Origin of the sequence: Globicatella sanguinis NBRC 15551 (assembly GCF_001552295.1) — a bacterium.
Taxonomy (GTDB): domain Bacteria; phylum Bacillota; class Bacilli; order Lactobacillales; family Aerococcaceae; genus Globicatella; species Globicatella sanguinis.
Genome location: NZ_BCQX01000028.1, coordinates 1 through 20618 on the forward strand (window position 1 = coordinate 1; position 20618 = coordinate 20618).

The 20618-nt window shown below is 34.0% G+C and carries 16 protein-coding genes and 1 other annotated feature; all 16 genes read left to right on the forward strand.

Annotated features, from left to right (window positions below; all coding sequences use genetic code 11):
• Window positions 1-134: 134 nt before the first annotated feature.
• The gene (locus GSA01S_RS03645) at window positions 135-359 is read left to right on the forward strand and encodes an ATP-binding protein (protein WP_066124987.1); all 225 of its coding nucleotides are present in this window, start codon (window positions 135-137) and stop codon (window positions 357-359) included.
• 181 nt (window positions 360-540) lie between these two features.
• On the forward strand, window positions 541-876 hold the full coding sequence (locus GSA01S_RS03650; RefSeq protein ID WP_169792666.1) for an ATP-binding protein: 336 nt from the start codon (window positions 541-543) through the stop codon (window positions 874-876).
• Window positions 877-1213: 337 nt separating this feature from the next.
• Window positions 1214-1450, forward strand: a complete 237-nt coding sequence (locus GSA01S_RS03655; protein ID WP_066124990.1) for a TIGR04540 family protein — start codon at window positions 1214-1216, stop codon at window positions 1448-1450.
• Between the two features lie 26 nt (window positions 1451-1476).
• Window positions 1477-4050, forward strand: a complete 2574-nt coding sequence (locus tag GSA01S_RS03660) for a type I restriction-modification system subunit M (RefSeq protein ID WP_066124992.1) — start codon at window positions 1477-1479, stop codon at window positions 4048-4050.
• Entirely contained in the window at window positions 4043-5209 is a 1167-nt protein-coding gene (locus tag GSA01S_RS03665) for a restriction endonuclease subunit S (RefSeq protein WP_066124993.1), read from the forward strand. Before GSA01S_RS03660 ends, GSA01S_RS03665 begins: the two co-directional genes overlap by 8 nt.
• A 15-nt stretch (window positions 5210-5224) precedes the next feature.
• Window positions 5225-8281 carry a type I restriction endonuclease subunit R gene (locus GSA01S_RS03670; RefSeq protein WP_066124995.1) on the forward strand — a complete coding sequence of 1019 codons (3057 nt, stop codon included), beginning with the start codon at window positions 5225-5227 and terminating at the stop codon, window positions 8279-8281.
• A gap of 96 nt (window positions 8282-8377) precedes the next feature.
• Window positions 8378-9304: a restriction endonuclease gene (locus GSA01S_RS03675; RefSeq protein WP_245631264.1), complete on the forward strand. Its 927-nt coding sequence runs from the start codon at window positions 8378-8380 to the stop codon at window positions 9302-9304.
• A gap of 224 nt (window positions 9305-9528) precedes the next feature.
• Window positions 9529-10497 (forward strand): hypothetical protein, encoded by a 969-nt coding sequence (locus GSA01S_RS03680; RefSeq protein ID WP_066124996.1) that lies wholly within the window; start codon window positions 9529-9531, stop codon window positions 10495-10497.
• 308 nt (window positions 10498-10805) lie between these two features.
• Window positions 10806-12656, forward strand: a complete 1851-nt coding sequence (locus GSA01S_RS03685; RefSeq protein WP_245631265.1) for an AbiA family abortive infection protein — start codon at window positions 10806-10808, stop codon at window positions 12654-12656.
• 398 nt (window positions 12657-13054) lie between these two features.
• Window positions 13055-14296, forward strand: coding sequence for a peptidase T (gene pepT / locus GSA01S_RS03690; RefSeq protein WP_066125000.1), 1242 nt, complete (start codon window positions 13055-13057; stop codon window positions 14294-14296).
• Window positions 14297-14312: 16 nt separating this feature from the next.
• Window positions 14313-14783 carry a hypothetical protein gene (locus tag GSA01S_RS03695; RefSeq protein ID WP_066125002.1) on the forward strand — a complete coding sequence of 157 codons (471 nt, stop codon included), beginning with the start codon at window positions 14313-14315 and terminating at the stop codon, window positions 14781-14783.
• Window positions 14784-15226: 443 nt separating this feature from the next.
• Window positions 15227-15456, forward strand: a binding site (T-box leader).
• A 67-nt stretch (window positions 15457-15523) separates the two neighbouring features.
• Complete coding sequence (locus GSA01S_RS03705; RefSeq protein ID WP_066125005.1) at window positions 15524-16234, forward strand: amino acid ABC transporter permease; 711 nt, start codon at window positions 15524-15526, stop codon at window positions 16232-16234.
• The gene (locus GSA01S_RS03710; RefSeq protein ID WP_066125006.1) at window positions 16227-16961 is read left to right on the forward strand and encodes an amino acid ABC transporter ATP-binding protein; all 735 of its coding nucleotides are present in this window, start codon (window positions 16227-16229) and stop codon (window positions 16959-16961) included. The genes GSA01S_RS03705 and GSA01S_RS03710 overlap by 8 nt, the downstream gene beginning before the upstream one ends.
• A gap of 22 nt (window positions 16962-16983) precedes the next feature.
• Entirely contained in the window at window positions 16984-17838 is an 855-nt protein-coding gene (locus GSA01S_RS03715) for a transporter substrate-binding domain-containing protein (protein WP_066125009.1), read from the forward strand.
• 19 nt (window positions 17839-17857) lie between these two features.
• Window positions 17858-19030 (forward strand): M20 family metallopeptidase, encoded by a 1173-nt coding sequence (locus GSA01S_RS03720; protein WP_066125011.1) that lies wholly within the window; start codon window positions 17858-17860, stop codon window positions 19028-19030.
• Between the two features lie 659 nt (window positions 19031-19689).
• Window positions 19690-20388, forward strand: coding sequence for a ribonuclease III (gene rnc, locus GSA01S_RS03725; protein ID WP_066125013.1), 699 nt, complete (start codon window positions 19690-19692; stop codon window positions 20386-20388).
• The last annotated feature ends 230 nt before the right edge of the window (window positions 20389-20618 follow it).

Consider the following 20618-nt stretch of genomic DNA (forward strand, 5'->3'; position numbering starts at 1 on the left):
AAGCAATTAGAGTATTTAAAATTTAAATCAGCACAGCACTACTTAGAACACTTATATCATGACCATCAACTGACCGAAGCGGAATTATCTGGCTTATATAAAATACTAGCCAAAGAAGTGGAAACGAAGGAAGTTTGTATAATGTTAAAGTCGCTGCTTTCCCTTACTTAAAGACCATCGACGATTATGACTTCACGTTTCAGCCGAGTATTGAAGAGGATCAAATAAGAACGATTATTGAGTCTTCTTTTTATAACGAAGCAAAGAACGTGGTATTAGTAGGGAACCCAGGCACAGGCAAAACGCATTTAGCGATTGCGATTAGCTATAGTGTCGCGATTAAACGTAATAGTGTTTAAGGGTGGGGAAAAACTTTTTTAATTCTGTTCAGGCATGTCTATTTAATTCAAAGCGCAGTGGTTGAGTGGTGTCAAACTGCGTCTTAATGACTAGTTTGATACCTACTCAACTGTGCGGGGGTGGGCAGACGAAGCGAAAATCAACTGATTTTCAACTTCTTGCCCACTCCCAATCCATTCATTGTGGACGGCATATCATGAAGGAACACTCGAACGAAAAATAAAATTATTCTTCAAATATAAGTTACTTGTGATTGATGAAGTAGGATTTAATGAAATAAGTCCCGTTGAAGCCAAATTATTCTTTCAATTGATTGATATGCGATATACAAAGCGCTCCACGATCTTCACGAGTAACTTAACTTTTGATAAATGGCATACCATTATGGGACAAGACGAGATGCTAACAAAGGCGATTATCGATCGTGTTTTACATCATTCTTATCTCATTAATATAACAGGACCTTCTTATCGAATTAAAGATAAACTTTCCCCACGAAAAAGTGGGGAATCTTAAGTGAGACAAATCGAGATTTTTAAGTTGACTTTTATATCAGTACTAGGAGTGTTTTTATTTTCGAAGTATGTACATAGATAAAGACCTAAATGCGGATGTTGAGAGAAGCATTAAGAGACCTTGAAGTGTACTATTACATTGGTTATAAGCTGAAATCGACTCTAAATGCTCATCATAAAATACTATTAAAAATTATTTTTATAGGAAGTGGTAAAAGTGATTGAATGGTTAAATTAATTCTCTTTAACGACTTTCTAGATATATTAAAAAGAAATGGATAATTAAGTGTATCTAAAGTATAATAAAAGTAAGAATCTAATAAAACAGGGGTGATTCTGTGGAAGTGAAAAAGTTTTATCGCACTCAACGTGAAGTTGCATCAGTAGTTAATGGACTTATTGATCAATATTGGGCCGATAATATTACTGATGAAGAATTAGAAGATAATATAATGATAATATTTAAAAATAATCAAGATAAAATTATTAAAAACAATGAATATACCACGATAATAAGACAACAATGCGGCAAAAATCGTTTAGCAATTGTTTCAAAAATAACTAAAAATAGATAGTTACTATATATAAGGAGAAATTAATAATGATTACTTCAGAAGAAATTAAAAGTCGTTTATGGGATGGCGCGAATGAACTACGAGGTTCAATGGATGCGAGTCGCTATAAAGACTATATGCTTGGATTAATGTTCTACAAATTTTTAAGTGATAAAACTCTTAATACGTTTAAAGAAAGTTCACAGTTAGGCAATGATATGAGCGAAAGAGACCTAGTCAAAGCTTATAAGGAAGCTCATGATGCTTATGGTGATGCATTAAATAATACGATTCAAAGTTTACTTGGTTATTATGTATTACCAGAATACTTATATCAAACTTGGTTAATGGATATAAATAATGGAGAATTTGAAGTACAGAAGGTAACAGACAGTCTACATAATTTTGAGCGGACTATTGTTATAGAAGAGGGCGCAGATGATTTTAAAGGCTTATTTTCTAGCTCAACAATCGATTTGACCGATACAGCTTTAGGAAGTAATTTAAATGAACGTAGTCGAAATATTCAGAGTTTAATTCTATTATTTTCGGACTTAAACATGGTTGCTTTACAAAAAGGTGATATCTTAGGTGATGCTTATGAATATCTAATTGGGCAGTTTGCGATGGAATCTGGTGCTAAGGCTGGTGAATTCTACACGCCAAAGCAAGTAAGTGAAGTAATGGCTCGAATCGTTTCGAAGTCATCAGATATTCGTTCGATTTATGACCCAACAGTTGGTTCTGGATCATTACTTTTAACAGTTGCAAAACATTTAGATACACATGAACAAAGACATCTATCTTACTATGGTCAAGAAAAGAACACAGCAACTTACAACCTAACACGTATGAACTTATTGCTTCATGGAGTTCGTCCTGAAAAAATGACGATTAAAAATGGCGATACCTTGGCTGAAGATTGGCCTGAAGATCCAGAACGACCAAATGAAGGTGTTCAATTTGATGCAGTTGTCATGAATCCTCCATATTCTGTAAAAGGGTGGAATCGATTCGACTTGACAGTCAGTGATCCACGTTTTGAAATGGCCGGGGTACTTCCACCACCAAGTCGAGGAGATTTTGCTTTCTTACTTCATGGACTTTTCCACTTAGGTCAAGAAGGAACGATGGCGATTGTTTTACCACATGGTGTATTATTCCGTGGGGGTGCAGAAGGTGAAATTCGTCAGCGTCTACTAGAGAAGAATTATATTGATACTGTGATTGGCTTGCCATCACATATGTTCACTAACACCGGTATTCCAGTTGCGGTCATGATTTTGAAGAAAAACCGTGCACTTGATGAACCAGTTCTTATGATTGATGCATCAAAAGACTTTATTAAAATAGGCAAGCAAAATGTTTTAGAAGAAAAAGATATTGCCAAAATTGTGGATACTTATTTATCAAGAGAAGAAATTGAAGGATATAGCTATAATGTTTCTAGAGAAGAAATAATAGAAAATGAATACAACCTAAATATCCCACGCTATGTAGTGCAACCAGATGAAGAGATTCCTCATGATGTAGACGCACATTTATACGGTGGAATACCAAAAGAAAACATAGAAAACCTTCATGTACTAAATGAAGTTGCACCAAATATTTTAAGAAATGCTTTAGAAGAGATTCGACCAAATTACTATGAGTTAAATCAAGAAATAGATGAACTAACTGAAAGTGTTTTAAATAGTGAAGAAATGAAAGAAAAAGCAACGGAAATGAATGAACGAATGACTGATTATATCAACCATTACTGGCCAATCCTAAAACAAGTAGATGATCCTGCAGAGGTTCGTCCATTAATGGACGAAATGTTAGAAGAAATTAAAGAGTTACTGATGAACTTTAAACACTTGAATATTTATGATGGTTATCAGTTAGTCGCTGAACTATGGGAAAATTATCTAACAGAAGATGTAGAAAAAATATCAGCAGGTGACTTCTATGAACTAGGTCGCTCAAGAGAACCAAATATCGTGACTAAAGGAACGGGTAAAAACAAACGTGAAGAACAAGAAGGTTGGGTTGGAATGTTAGTACCAACTGAATTAATTCGTAAAGAACTCTATGCAGAAGAGGCAAAACTAATTGAAGAAGTTGAAGCAGAGATCGGTGAAGTTGAGTCAGCACTTGATGAACTGGTTGAATCAGCCCAAGTGGAAGATTCTGTTGAGAATGAAATTCTTGGTGAATCGTTAAACGCAAGCAAGAATTCATTTACTGTTGGAAACATTCGCAAAGAAATTAAGAACTATGAAGAAAATACTGAAGAACATGAATTAGTTCAAAGGGTTCTAGATTTGATATCTAAACTAACAAAAACTAATCGAACTATACGTGAAAAAAAACAAGCACTCGATATGAAAGTGCAGAATCGTATTTTGGAATTAACGGATCAAGAAATTGATCAACTAGTGTATAAAAAATGGTTCGGTGACTTAACAAAAGAAATGATTCGATTAATCGAAGAGCCAATGAAAAAAGAATTAAATATCTTAAAAGAACTAGACAATCGATACAAAGATACTTTAGATGACTTAGAAGTTGAATATAAAGAGCTTGAAGCCTGCTTTAAAGAAATGGCCAGTCAATTGGTGGTGACAGAGGATGAGTAAAGAAAAGTTATTGCCAAAGTTACGGTTTGAACACTTCAAAAATGCTGAGTACTGGACTAATTTTGAATTGGGAGAATTAGCAAATATAGTTAGGGGGGCATCGCCTAGGCCAATACAAGATCCTAAATGGTTTGATAAAGATTCAACAGTAGGATGGCTTAGAATCTCAGATGTAACCCGTCAAAACGGACGTATATATTATTTAGATCAAAGAATCTCTAAGGCAGGCCAAGAAAAAACCAGAGTTTTAAAATCACCTCATTTATTAATTAGTATCGCAGCAACAGTTGGTAAACCGGTTATAAATTATGTTGATACTGGAGTTCATGATGGGTTTTTAATATTTAAAGATCCAATATTCGATAAAGAATTTATGTATCAATGGTTGGAAATGTTTAGACTAAATTGGTTTAGATATGGTCAACCAGGTAGCCAAATAAATTTAAATTCAAACTTGGTTAAAAATCAGAATGTATATTTACCATTGCTTCAAGAACAGGAAAAAATTGGTAAGTTTTTTGTGAAATTAGATGAATTGATTCAATTACAACAATCGAAAGTAAATAAAGTAAAAGATATTAAATCTGCTTATCTTTCGGAGATGTTTCCAAAAGAAGGAGAAAAATATCCAAAGAAGCGATTTGAAGGATTTACAGAGCCATGGCATAAAAACAAGTTTAATGAAATTACTGAATATATTACATCATCATTATCTGCAAATAACACTTTAATTCAAGGAAGATACGAACTTTATGATGCTAATGAATTAATAGGCTATACCAATAGTTCTGGACAAAAACAAGAATATGTAACAATTATCAAAGATGGATCTGGAGTTGGACGTGTTAGATTATTACCTAAAGATAGTAACTTCATAGGTACTATGGGAGCAATCGTTAATAAAGAGCAAACTGATATCCATTATATCTATGCTTACTTACAACAATTTAATTTTACCGAATTTATTACAGGTGCTACGGTTCCGCACGTTTATTATCGTGATTATGGAGAATCTACTGCCTATCATCCATCTTATGAAGAACAGGTTAAGATAGGCAAGTTATTTAATAATTTAGATAATCAAATTTCAATCGAAGAAGAAAAACTAACGAAGTTAGAGAACCTAAAACAAGCTTATCTAAACGATATGTTTATATAGAAAGGGGGAAGCTGTATGCAACAAAAAACATCATCAGAACAAGCATTTCAAGATCGATTTGTACGTGAATTAAAAAAATATAAATGGAAAGCACCAGATCATTTAGATGGAAATAAACAACGTGTAACGGTCAATCATTTAATTGAAAATTGGCGTCATGAATTGAATCGGATGAATGCCGATCAATTAGAAGGAGTTCCTTTAAGTGATGCTGAGTTTGAACAAGTCATGGCAAAGGTAAAACAAATTGATAATAGTTTTGAAGCAGCCAAACTCTTAGCGATGGAAGGATCAACTGGAAAAATTGATGGGATTTACCGAGATGATCATGCAGGTATTACTCGCCAACAAATTACATTAACGATTTTCAAAAAGTCTCAAGTCCGTGGGGGTGATTCAAGTTACCAAATTGCTCGCGAAGTGGAGAGTGAGAATGGGAATCGCTTTGATATTATCTTATTAATTAATGGCTTGCCGTTAATTAATATTGAACAAAAGCGTACAGATAAAACTTTAGACGAAGCTTTTGGACAATTTAAACGCTACTATCGAGATGGAGAATTTGTCAATAATTTCATGGCATTTTCTCAAATGATGGTTATTATGTCTGAGGTAGCCACACGATACTTTGCGACTCCTAAATCTATTAATGACTTTAATAAAAGTTTTGTTTTTCAATGGGCAGATGAAGATAATAACCCTATAAATGACTGGCAAAAAGTTGTTGAACGCTTCTTAATGATACCAATGGCTCATCAGTTAGTTGGAGATTATTTAATTATTGATGAAGCAGAAGATGAAGAGAATCGTAGACATATGATTATGCGTCCATATCAAGTATATGCTCTACAAGCAGTTGAACGAGCTGCCTTAGGATGGGGTGAAGACGGAATTCGCCATGGAGGCTATGTCTGGCATACAACCGGTTCCGGAAAAACAATTACAAGTTTTAAAACAGCTTTATTCTTATCTACTCGTGGTGGCTTTGATAAAGTAGTTTTCTTAGTCGACCGTCGTTCACTAGATGCAGCAACAAGTGCAAACTTTAAAGCGTATGCTGCTTATGAATCGGTAACGGTTGATGACACTACGCATACATATCATCTAAGAAAGAAATTGCTTTCTAAACAACGTGGAATTATTGTGACGACAACTTTTAAACTGGATTCTTTAGTGAAAGATTTAAAAGATAATGAGAATTATAGTCTAGCCGATAAAAAGATTGTATTTATCATTGATGAGGCACATCGAACCACTATGGGCAAAATGATGGGCAATATTAAGAGCTACTTTAAGAAAAACGGACTTTTTTATGGTTTTACTGGAACACCATTATTTGATGAGAATAAATCAACTGGAATGATTAATGTACAAAGTGAAGTCATTGATACTACTGAAAAACTTTTCGGTCCAGAATTGCATAGTTATACGATTGACCAAGCCATTCGTGATGGGAATGTTTTAGGTTTCCACGTGGATTATATTAATACAGGAGAGTTCGAAGATTATTCTAGTTTAAGAGAAGATTTAGCGGAAAAAATCTTGAGCGAGAAACCTGAACTCGGTGCAAGAGCAGTTGAGCGAGAGTTACTTAGCAAGTCAAATGCAGAAATTGAACGAATGGCTGTCAAGGAAGGATTATTATCTTACCATGATGAAACGCATATTCCTCGAGTAGTAGAAGAAATACTTTCGAACTGGGAATCACAATCGCAAGAAAAATTCTTTAATGCTATTTTGACGGTTGCTTACAAGGATCGAGTTATTGCTTACTATAATGAATTTAAAAAAGCATTAGACAGGATGGATTATGATTTAAATGTTGCGATGACTTTCAGCTTTGGAAATGAAAATGACCCAGATGGTATTTCACCTGATATGATTAGTGAGATGTTTAAAGACTATGGTAAATTTACAGGTATTGAGTTTCGCGTAGAAGATGGCGACAGTTATTTCAAAGATTTAGTGGTCCGATCGACTCGTGGAGGTAGTGGTCGCAATCCACGAAATATTGACTTGATTATAGTAGCTGATCAATTACTAACAGGCTATGATTCAAGGTATGTGAATACTTTATATGTAGACCGCTCACTAGAGCTTCAAGGTTTAATTCAAGCTTATTCAAGAACCAATCGAGTACAAGGTCCTATGAAAGAGTTTGGAACGATAATCAATTATAAGTATCCTGCTATAACAGAAGAGCAAGTGAATCGTGCACTTACACTGTATGGTTCTGGAGGAACAAGTAGTCTAGCAATTGTTGAACATTATGAGGTTGCCGTTCATAAATTTAAAGAGGCAGTTGAATGGATGGAAGATGTACTTCCTGATCCAACAAATTGGGCAGATTTAGAAACAAATAATGAACAATTGGATAATTTCGTTGAATCATTCACGCACGCAAATCAACAGTTAAATACTGTTCAGCAGTATTACGAATATGAATGGAATGATACAGAATTTGGGATAAATGAGCATCAGTGGATGAAATATATTGGTGCTTATAAGAACTTAAAACCAGAAGAAGATGACACTGAAATCTTACCAGTTCAGCCCTTAGTTGGTCGAGCTAAATTGTCAGGTACTCAAGTCATTGATGCGGATCATATTCTAGGATTGATTGGGGATCGAGTGAGTCATCAAGATGGAATCCAGACAGTCGATACCGAAACTTTACGCATTATCCATCAACAAATCCAAGAATTAAGTGATATGGGTGAAGATGATCAGGCAAAATTATTAAAAGAATTTGTGGACACTGAATTAGTAACCGGAAATTTATCTAGTAATTCACGTTTTGATGATTTATTTGAAGAATGGAAGGAGAATAAAGTCCAAAGAGAAATTGAAAAATTTGCGAAAGATTGGGGACTTGATGCGAATTTACTATCTGAATCTGTTAAAGAATATTCTTTAAATAAAAGAGAAGTTATTCCTTATATTGAAGACCTACAACGAAGTGTTAATTATGAAGAAGCTAGAAAACCAGAAGTTAGTCCGTTGGTACACACTATGGAGCTTATACAGACATTGCCAGAGTATATGGTAGAGATAAAGAGGAAATATGAATAGACGATAAATTATTAGGTAAAAGATACTCGATTAACTAAACCCTATATCCATCAGAGAAGGATATAGGGTTTTCTAAAAAGGAGAGTTGTTTTTGTTATGAAACCAAAGATTAAGGACGAAATGACCACATCTGATCGAGAAGACTTAATTATGAAAGCAGTTATAAAGACTTTGAATGATTTAGGTGGCATTGCAGCACGAAAAGACATTAAGCGTGATATATATGATAATTCAAAGATAATTCCTGAAGATTATATAGACTATACAAGAGAATCCAAAAAAACAGGAACGAAATATAAACCGTTCAATTATCAATTTTATTTCGCAATTAAATATCTGATGCTAGCTGATTTTGTACGGTACCCAAAGAAAGGTGAGGTTGAACTTACAGAAAAAGGCAGGAAAGTAGATTTAGATACCTTCGATCCTGTAACTGAAGTACGTGTCTTGTCTGAGCCAGCAATGAAAGAAGAGTCCGAGAAAAGGAGAGCGAAGAAGGAAATAACTGAAACCACAGAAATAGAACCTGAAGAGGAAGTATTAGATTCTGAAGGTATAGAAGAAGTCTGGCGAGGTCAACTTAATGAAGCGCTCAAGAAGATGTCTCCTGATAAATTTGAAATGTTTGCAAGAGGTTTGATGAAACGAATGGGCATAGAGTTAGATAAGGAAATAGGTATCCAAACGACAGCTGATGGCGGTCTCGATGGATTTGGGTACATAACTGCAGACGACTTCAGAACAACACGAGTTGCACTTCAAGCAAAGCGTTGGGAAGGAAAAGTCAGTTCTCCTGAAATCGATAAATTCCGTGGAGCAATGGATAAGTACAATGCAGAATATGGCATTTTTATAACGACCTCGGACTACACAAGATCTGCAATTGAAGCCTCAAGAATCGGAACGCGTGTTATTACGCTTATTAATGGTGATGATATATGTGACTTAGTGGCTAAGTATGAGTTTTATGTTACTCCAGTGACAACATATGAGCTAAATGAATTTTATTTTGAGGAAGAATGAAGAAAACAATTATGGCAGAGAATTGTATTTATGATTATCAAATCTAGTTATTAATACGAGGAATGAGATACTTAAAGTTGGTTCACCAATGCTCATAGATACTAAAATATTATTAATGAAAGCATTAATAATGAAACTTATATTTAAAGTACCAATATTACTATTGTTGAAGAATCTTTTTAGGAAATAATCATAACTAAGCTACACTATTCATAGAATATGAGGTGATTACTATTAGTATTAATATTCCGTTAGAAATAATATCTGATGAAAAGGGTTATATAGATCGAGAATGTCCTAAAGAAAATTGTCTATACAATTACAAGGTTTATTTGCAGGATTGGCAGAATAATTTTTCTGCTGAGCAGGTTTTCTGTCCAAGATGCGGTGGTTTTGATAGAGCTGAAAATTGGTGGACTGAAAAACAAAATGAACAAATTCTTAATATAATAAATAGTTATGTTCAAAATAGAATACAAAAAAATCTTAATACTTCATTTAAAAAATTGGAAAGGTCAACAAGAAATAGTAAGTTCTTTAAAATAAAATACAAACCTTCAAAACCCATAACGTTTGAAAACAATCCTATTGGACAAAACAAAGAGTGGGAGCAGGATATTCAGTGTTCTAACTGCGAGAGTCGTTTTAGTGTAATTGGCACGGCTTATTTTTGTCCATGCTGTGGGAAGAATTTAATACTTGATAATGCTGAAGAGTCTATTATTATCATTCAAAAGAAAATCGATTCAATAGATGAAATGAAAGTATTATTAGCAGAAAATTATGATACTGATATAGCACAATCAATGACTGATTCAATGCTAGAAAAATCAATAGGTGAAGTTATATCAGTATTTCAAAAATTTGCTGAAACGAAGTATAAGACGTTTTCTACTAAAAAAGTACGTACGAATGATTTTCAAATTCTTAATAAAGGTAATGAGTTATTCTTAGAGGCTACGGGTAATGGTTACTTAGAGTGGATTACTCAAGATGAATACAACTATATGTCTCTTATGTTTCAAAAGAGACATATATTAGAACATAATGATGGGATAATTGATGAAAAGTATTTAGAGAAAACAAATGATTTGGAATACGATATCAATCAACGATTAGTTGTCACTTATGAAGATGTGTCAATATTTATTGATATACTATTGAAATTAATTAAAGGGATTAAAAACTTGTGAATATAAACAAATTTTTTACTGATACCAGTATGTGGTAGAGATGAATTAGATTTATTTAGAAAGGAGGGCGAAAGTATATTGGGGAATTGTGAAAATAGTGAACCCTATAATTATACTGACTATGCCCGTTCAATTAAGAAAAGCACATCAATAAAATGTTAAAGTAGCAATGGAAGCATATAAATATGTCAATTGGAGGAACCACTGAGAGTGATAGTTTGTCTGTAGTATTTGAATTGTATAATGACCTAATGAGATAAAATTGAAAGGAGGATGATACTATTCAAACCCATAATAATCTTCTACGAATATCTAAAAGTACTTGGTTTGAAGTTGTAAATAAATACTTTGATTTATCAAAGGGGAAATTAAGTAAATATTTGCAGTGGTATCCATTTACTAAAAAAAGCGTAAGAAAAGAATTACTGTCAGATGATTTTTATAATCATATTATAAAAAGTGGTTACTTCCTATTCGATAAGCAGGTGATGGAAGTTACTTCAAACTATATTCAAAAATCAGATGGAACTTATAGACAATCCCAGTTATTGTCACCACTTCTATCTATGATACTAGAATCTATATGTAAAGAAATATTTATCTTGATCGACGGTAAATTAAATAATAGTCATGCACTTTATGCAGGTGACTTAGGGGACAATAGTGTTACGTATTCAAAGCAATATAACTTATTTTATAAAGAAGTAAATAAACTTGCAGGCATATTTCCTTTTTATATGAAATTTGATATTAATAATTTTTTCAGGAATATTGATATAAACCTACTGTTTAGTATGATTGAAGAGAAAACGAATAAAATTCCTCAATTTCATATCTATATTTATAAACAATTTTTTGAATTTATTGGGCAAGGTAAATTTCCTGTAGTAGAAAATAGTACTGGATTATCCTATCTTGCAACAAAAATTTACTTAAATGATATTGATGAAGAGATTAACAACTTCTTCATAAGAGAAAATATAACGATGTTTACTTTTATACGTTATGTAGATGATTTATACATATTTATAGATCCAGAAATCGACGGGGTAAATCCTGAAAAGCTTTTTAATAAATTTAAACACTTCTATACAACTAATCTTCGAGATTTAAATTTAAATATCAATTCACAAAAATCAACACTTAACGAGAGTAAAGATATTAACCAAAGCTTAAAAAAATCTTTTTATATGGGAGAAATATATGAAGAAGATATTAATCTTCATGATATACCATTCCAGAAGTATGAACTGTTTCTCAAGAAATTAGTTGAAAACTTAGAAAGTAATGGCACTATAAGCATAGATGATTATGATAAAATTAAAAATGAAGTCTTTAACTGGCCAGATATTGAGTTATCGGTGGAGGAAGCTTATAATACTATTGTTTATAATTTTTCTGATGAATTTATAAATAATACTACAATTATCGATTCATTGAATAAACTATTAGAAGATGAAGTAATTTTATTTGATGTAAAAAGATTTGTCGTTGCTATACTACATACCAAAGAAGGTACCTTAATTAAGAAGCTACTGAATACGATGTTCAGAAAAAAATATTGGAACGATAGTGATAATTATATAGCAATTACCTATCTACTACAGCGTAGTTTCGCTCACAGTGACTTAAAGAAAACTTTACAGTTAAACTTGGAAGATCGAAATCCGGGTTTATTCAATTATATTGAAGCATATTGTAAAGGTATCAAAAGTTGGAAAAGACCTGGTAATGAGTTGTTTATAAAAAAATGTAAGAGTTACAATATTTCTACTACTACCATGCATCTTTACTTTCTATATTTAAAAGCAAAAGCAGATGATGATGCATTACTAGGACACGCTTATTTTAAGACCCTTTTCGATCGGATAACTGCTGAATTATCGTATAGCTTCGGAATTGAAGTTACCAAAAGGAAGAGTAAAAAGATAGTCTATAATAATTTTTATGAAGAAAAGATATTGAGTAGCATATATGGAGATTATGATAGTGGAGGCCAGATAATTAAAAGAGCTCATAAAATTAGGAATTCTAATCCTATTATCCATAGCTCATCTGAATTAGCAAAAGGATCACGAACTAAGGAAGATATAATAAATTCCATCGAAGACTTGAAAAAACTTATTAAAGAGTTCATTCGAGATTTCACCGAACCTTAAGAAAATATTTTCATTATTAATTAGTATTTTATTAATTTGATTTGATTTTTTGATATACATAAATCATAGGCGTATGCGTGAAATTTAGTCAAAACCATTACCTAAACCATTACTATAGAACTTTAAACGTTGGTGTGAGGGGATTCGGATGAGCTCCCTCATCTCCATCATGTATTTTTTATGGCTTATTAACAGCTTCTAATGCTTGCTAGTAAGCCATTTTTCTTTTTTGACTTGTCTACCACTAGCTAATATTTTCTATCATTGGCATTCATTTTGAATTTGTAATAACATATTAAACCTGTATTACTTCACCAGCCCATATCTTTTTAATTGTTTCATTATTTATCTTTAACTATGTTATAATATTGCTATAATTTGCTAGTGGAGGTTATGAAATGAATAATAATCACTTAGAACGTTTTTTACGATATGCTAAAATTAATACTCGTAGTGATATTAATAGCGATGCAATTCCGTCTACTCCGAGTCAATGGGAATTTGCGGAAATGTTAGTGGAAGAATTAACAGCATTAGGATTTGAAGCAGTACAATTAGATCCACGTGATGCATATGTTGTGGCTAAAATTTCTTCCAATATAGAAGCGGATTCTCAACCACCTGCTATCGGCTGGATTGCCCATATTGATACCGCTGATTATCCGGCTGATAATATCAAGCCACAAGTTCACGATAACTATGATGGTGAAAATGTCCTATTAAATAAAGAGACCAATCATTGGATGACAACGGAAGAATTTCCAAACTTAAAAAATTATATTGGTGAAACCTTAATCACGACTGATGGAACGACTTTACTGGGTGCTGATGATAAAGCGGGGATGGTTTCAATCATTGAAGCCGGAAGATATTTAATAGAACATCCGGAAATTAGACATGGTGAATTATGGTTTGCCTTTGGTCCCGATGAAGAAATTGGTAAGGGCGCTCATCGTTTTGAAACGGACAAATTTCCAGCTGAATTCGCATATACTGCTGACAGTGGCGTAATCGGAAAATTAGAGTATGAAACATTTAATGCAGCTCGCTTAACTATTGAAATTGAAGGGACTTCCGTCCATCCTGGACAAGCTTATGGTCAAATGGTCAATGCTTTAAGTATTGCTGCTGATATTCATCAATTATTTCCTAAAGATGAAGTACCTGAAAAAACCAAGGGTTACCAAGGTTTTTATATGTTAAGTAATATTAGTGGTCAACTAGATAAGGCACAAATGACCTATATTATTCGCGATCATGATTGGGATAAATTTGAAGACCGAAAAAATTGGATTGCTGAACAATTAACACAGTTTAATCAGCAATTTGATCGACCGCGCGTTAAGTATGAAATTCAGGATCAATATTATAATATGGCCAATAAAATTTCTAAAGAATCACTGCCCGTGCAACTGGCGATTAAATCTTATGAAGCGAACGGGATTACACCTGATATACAACCATTTAGAGGAGGAACAGATGGCTGTATTATAACCTATAAAGGTATTCCAACCCCTAATATTTGTACTGGGGCCGAAAATCTTCATGGCTGTTATGAGTTTGTAACCGTTGAAAGTATGGAGAAAGTAACGGCTATTATTTTAACGATTATTGAGCTAAGTCTTGAAAAAGAGGCTTAACATTATAAGGAGTTATATGAGAACACTAGAGCAAGATTATGATTTGTTTTTTATTAGACAAGATTTTTATGATCAACACCTACGAGATTTTAAGGAAGAGTTGATTTTACCTAAACTTGATTATTATCAACATCCTATTTATTCAAGTATTCATGCGATTTCAAGCTATCAAACATGGAAAATAACGTTTGATTATGTGATAGTTCAACAAGCAGGCTGGTATGAGGATTTACCACAAAATTTACAATATGACTTATTAAACGAACAAAGACGTAACCATAATGCGATGATGTATAAAGACAATTTAGTGACGATTAACTTTTGGTATCGTATGCCTAAGAGTTGGCAAGATGAAATGATCGAAGGATTAGACGATTCATTTAGCGATGTACTAATACCTGATAATATTCCAGAAAGAATTGTTCAATTTCATAATCAAATACCGCAAATTCATGGACCGAATTGCTATTCCGCAGTCATCTATTGACTAACTAATAACGACCACATTATTTATGAATGGATGTTTGCCAATACTTTTTTGAATTTTTTAAAACGCAATCAGTATTATCCAGTAAAAGATATGGACTATCGAGCAGGTGATGTCGTTTGTTTTTATGATATGCAACATACATTGCAACACGCCTGTTATATGGTGACGGACAGCTTATGTTTTAATAAGAATGGTCAAACATTTCATGATTTTTGGGCAATCAATTCATTCGAAAAAATCCAGGCTGAATGGCCACAGATGTCTATTAAACTATTTCGCAAGATAAAGGAATGATCATATCGGCTATTATTTTTACTTTAAAAAGCCCATACTAACAAGGAAAGGGATCACTTTAGGCAACAAACAGAAAAAATTTTAATCTTTTTTTCATAAAAGTGTTGCATTTTTTAAAGTTCAGTGTTATAGTTTATTCAACTTAATATTAGTCGATGATTAAGAGAGTAAATTATTAGTTGATTACAGCGAGATAGGACAGAGTGGAAGCCTATTATGATGCGATAATTGAACCGCACTTATGAGACAAACTGGTGAATCAAGTAGCTAGTTTCGCTGTCTGAGCGTTATCAAAATGAGTGAATCGGAAATATTATTTTATTTCCCGTTAACTAGAGTGGTACCACGGGTATGTTATTTGCAACTCGTCTCTATACTTACATTTGTAAGTTTGGAGACGGGTTTTTTTATTTCAAAAATAGAGAATGTAAAGGAGTCATGAGATGTTGAGTATATTAAGTATTGCTGTCGATTTTAAAAAGTTAGGACCATGGTTGCCTACCTTCTGGGAGGGGACAATGGTGACGGTTGTTCTATCATTAGCAACGGTATTATTAGGAACGATTATCGGACTGTTGGCAACTGTATTACAGCAATCGGAAAATAAATTTTTAAAAGGAATTGCCAATGTTTATACACAAGTCGTCCGCGGGACGCCCATGTTATTACAATTATTTTTATGGTTATATGGGTTTCCATTAATTGGGTTTAGCATTCAAGCTATACCAGCTTTAGGAAATGTTTACGGTTCGCGTGAATTTTTAACAGCTGTGGTAGCCTTATCGATTAACTCGGGCGCTTATATTTGTGAAATATTCCGTGGAGGATTGGAGTCCATTGACAAAGGTCAAATGGAAGCCGGACGTGCTTTAGGTTTAAGTCGACGCGAGACATTATTCTCCATCATTATTCCTCAAGCAACGCGGGTTGTCTTACCAGGTTTAGGTAATGAGTTTATTACGATGATAAAAGAATCTTCGATTGTCTCGACCGTAGGGGTATTCGACGTCATGTATGCGCAAAATATTGTTAAGGCTGCGACGTATTCGATTTTTGAACCCTTAGTATTGATTGGGGTTATCTACTTTGTCTTAACATTTGTTTTAACGAAATTGATGAAATTACTAGAAAAGAGGTTAGGTGTCTATGCTTAAAGTTACAAATTTACAGAAAAGTTTTGGTGATTTAGAAGTTCTAAAAGGAATTAATCTAGAAATCCAAAAAGGGGAGGTGGTCGCGTTGATTGGGCCTTCTGGTTCCGGTAAATCAACATTGATCCGATGCCTTAATTTAATGGAAATCCCTTCAGCGGGTGAGGTATATTTTAAAGAACAATTAGTGAATGAAGATAAATTAATTGAAAAGAACGTCGACCAATTACGACAAAAAGTCGGGATGGTCTTCCAACATTTTAATTTATTCCCACATTTAACTGTAAAACAAAATATTACTTTAGCTCCTGTTAAATTAAATAAAATGACACCAGCAGAAGCCGATAAAAAAGCTGAAGAACTTTTAACCAAAGTCGGATTATTAGACAAGAAAGATGTTTACCCAAATAAATTATCAGGTGGTCAAAAACAAAGGGTAGCGATTGCCAGAGCCTTGGCAATGGAACCAGAAGTGATGTTGTTTGATGAACCGACTTCTGCTTTAGACCCAGAGATGGTTAAAGAAGTTTTATTAGTTATTCAATCTTTAGCACAAGAAGGCTTAACAACTGTTATTGTTACCCATGAGATGAATTTTGCTAAACGGGTGGCTAGCCGGGTGCTATTTTTAGCTGATGGCAATATTGTTGAACAAGGGACACCCCAAGAAATTTTTGATCATCCACAAATGGATCGGACTAAACAATTTTTAGATCAAATCAATTACTAATACAGAGAAAAGAGGAAATATCATGAAAAAAATTATATCATTTTTAGTGGCGTTAATATTTGTCAGTTCTTTATCAATCAATCAAGTGATGGCAGCCGAGGACAGTCTAACTAAAATTAAAGAAAAAGGGGAAATTTTAGTCGGGACTTCTCCAGACTATCCACCACGTGAATTTTATATTATTAATGATAAAGGTGAAAAAGAAATTGCCGGTAGTGATATGGCATTGGCTCAAGCGATTGCGGATGAATTAGGTGTGGAAATGAAATTAGTGACCACTGACTTTAATGGAGTAATTGCGAACATTCAATCTGGTGCGATTGACATGGGGATTGCAGGTTTCTCATATACTGAAGGGCGTGCAGCTGTTATGGATTTCTCTGATGGTTACTCTCAAGAAACGGGTGATAATGGTGGTTACCAAGGAATTTTAGTGACTAAAGAAACAGCTGAAAAATTTAAAACATTAGATGAATTAAAAGCGGCTAATTTAACGATTGGGGCGCAAGGTGGCTCTATCCAATATGAAATGGCCTTAAAAATTACTTCGCCAACGAATGTGAAGCAATATGGCACAATGGATGCAGAAGTGTTAGCTTTAAATGCAGGTGATATTCAAGGGATGGTTGTAGCAACTTCTTCTGCGGAACCATTATTAAAATCATTTGATAATTTAGTGATTTTACCAAAAGATGGCTTTGATTTAGACCCAGAAAACATTTATGCACAAAATGTGATTGGTTTCCCGAAAAACATGGACAATACCGCATTATTAGAAGTGGTCAATAAAGTCATTAAAGAAGCGATTGACAGTGGTCAAATGGCTAAATGGGAAGAGGAAGCGAAAGATTTAAGTGTCAAAGCCATTGAAGAATAAAAAGAATGGAGGCCCTATAATGAATGCGAATGAAATAATTAAACAATCGGTTGTAGCAAAGATTGACGATTATATGACAATCGTCCAATCATTATATGATAATCCCGAAATTGGTAATGAAGAATTTGAAACAATGGCCTTATTGGTTGATTATTTAACCAAGGCGGGTTTTGAAACGCAAGCAGGATATGTCGTGCCTACCGGTTTTTTAGGGACTTATGACTCGGGCAAGCCTGGTCTTACCATTGCCTTTATGTGTGAGTATGATGCTTTACCTGAAGTCGGTCATGGCTGTGGTCATAATTTAATTGCGGCGATTGGTGTGGCTGCTGGAGAAGCGCTAAAAGCTGTGATTGATCAATATGGCGGTAAGGTATTAGTGGTTGGCACGCCTGCTGAAGAGAATTTTGGTGGCAAGGTGTCAATGGCAGAAGCAGGAGTTTTTGATCATGTTGATGTCGCCTTAATGGTTCATCCTGATACAAAAAATGGAGTAGGTGGCCGTTCGAATGCACTGTATCCTTTGAAGTTTGAATTTTTTGGTAAAAATGCTCATGCTTGTCGTCCGTCAGAAGGTGCTTCAGCTTTGGATGCCGCTGTCATGTCCTTTGTGCAAATTAATTTATTAAGACAATTTGTGGCGCCCCACACGTACATTCACGGTGTGATTAGTGATGGGGGAAAAGCTGCCAATGTGATACCAGCGTATGCTGCTCTTGATTATTACTTTAGAGCACCTAATTTTGCTTATGCTAAATTAGTTGCGCAAAAAGCGGAAAAAATTGCTGAAGGCATTGCGATGGCCAATGATACGACGGTTGAAACATCTGTCTATGAGTGCCCTTATGAAGATACCGTTATTAATTACAAATTAGCTGAATTATTAACTGAAAAATACCAAGAATTAGGATTAACAGATATTGAGCCCGTTGATGAGGTTGCCACTGGTTCAACTGATGTTGGAGCGGTAAGTTATAAATGTCCGACCATACAAGGCTATATAAAAATTGCTGAAGATTGGGTGCAAGGACATTCTAAAGAAATGGCAGATGCAACCATTTCACCAGCAGGTAAAGAAGGGCTAATTAAGGCCGCTCAAGGTATAGCGCTAGTGGCCTTACAACTATTAGAAGAACCAGAAACCTTTGCTGAGGTTCAAAAAGAACAAACTGAAACCTTATCTAAGTTATGAGGATAAATTTGGTAAAAAAAGTTAAGAACTTGATCCTTAATAAAAAGTTCAGTGGATGAGTAGCATCAAACAGTGTTTTAAAGACTGGTTTGATGCTTATTCTACTGTTTGGGTAACCTGATGAAGTAGAGAACTCATCTAGTTTTTTTACCGGACAAAGCCACAGGAGCTAATTTAGATTGAGTGGGTAGATGAACGAAACACATCTAATTTTCTACAGCTTGTTACTCCCTTTCTTTTATTAAATAGTGTAAAATAGGAAGAGTAGAGAAGCTGGGTAATAACTTTAACATACTGTTTGCTTCCATTGTTTAGTTTATTAAACAGTTAGGATGGCATAAACTTAATAATTTTAGTTAAGATTATTGTTCATTAATGAGTAGCGAAGTGGTTGCGTGGTCTCAAATGGCGTCTTAACGACTTGTTTGAGACCTATTTCTCTTTGCGGGATGGCCAGACGAAACTCAAATCATTTTGTTTTCTACTTCTGGTCCAGTCTCAATTTTTTGGGGTTAGGCAGACGAAGCTCAAATCATTTGGTTTTCAACTTTTTGCCCAATCTAACATTTTTTTATTTGGTTTGTTATATCCGGATAATTGTCTCGAATTGTAAGGATATAACAAATGAAATAGTTTATTAAATAGAAAGAAGGAGTTTAATGATTTTTGAACTAGAACAATTATTAGAAGTAAAATTCAATCAACCATCACTTATTGAAAATGCACTATTTCATACAACATACGTTAATGAAAATCCAAAATTTAAATTACAATCCAATGAACGTTTAGAGTTTTTAGGGGATGCGGTTTTAGAAATTATCGTCAGTGATTTTTTATATCATCAGTATCCTAAGTTTCCTGAGGGACAATTAACGACAATGCGGGCGCAATTAGTTCAAGAAGCCAGTCTGGCCTATGTAGCGCGTCAATTTAAAATTGACCAAGCGATCTATCTAGGTAAAGGTGAGATTGCCAGTGGCGGTCGTCAGCGAGAATCCATTATTTCAGATGCCTATGAAGCGATTTTAGGGGCGATTTATTTAGATCAAGGAATCGAATTAGCGACAAAATTTGTCAATTTAACTTTATTACATCAACATCAACAGATGCTCGCTTCCGTAAGTAAAGACTATAAAACGCATCTGCAAGAGTTGGTTCAACAAAAAGGAACCGTTAAAATTCAATATAAAGTCATCAAACAAGAAGGGCCAGCTCATAATACTCAATTTACTGTGGAAGTGCGAGTGAATGATGTTCCTTTAGCTATTGGCAAGGGACGTAGTAAGAAGCAAGCAGAAATATTGGCAGCGGAAAGTGCCTTAAATTTTATTGATGAGAAGGGTAACATTTTAAAATAAATTAAATTTTCGGAAAAATTATGAGAATATGACTAGAAAACGTTTGTAAACTATGTTATAATTCCTACTATATTGATTATCGAAAGAAAGGAGAATGAATCATGAAATTATTAGTAGTAAGTAATGTTAACAATCAATTCGTGCCATCTCCTGGGGATAATCATGTACTGTTTGTATCATAACAGTTTTTTTGTGATGATTTACCACCTACCTCGAGATGGGCTAGGTGG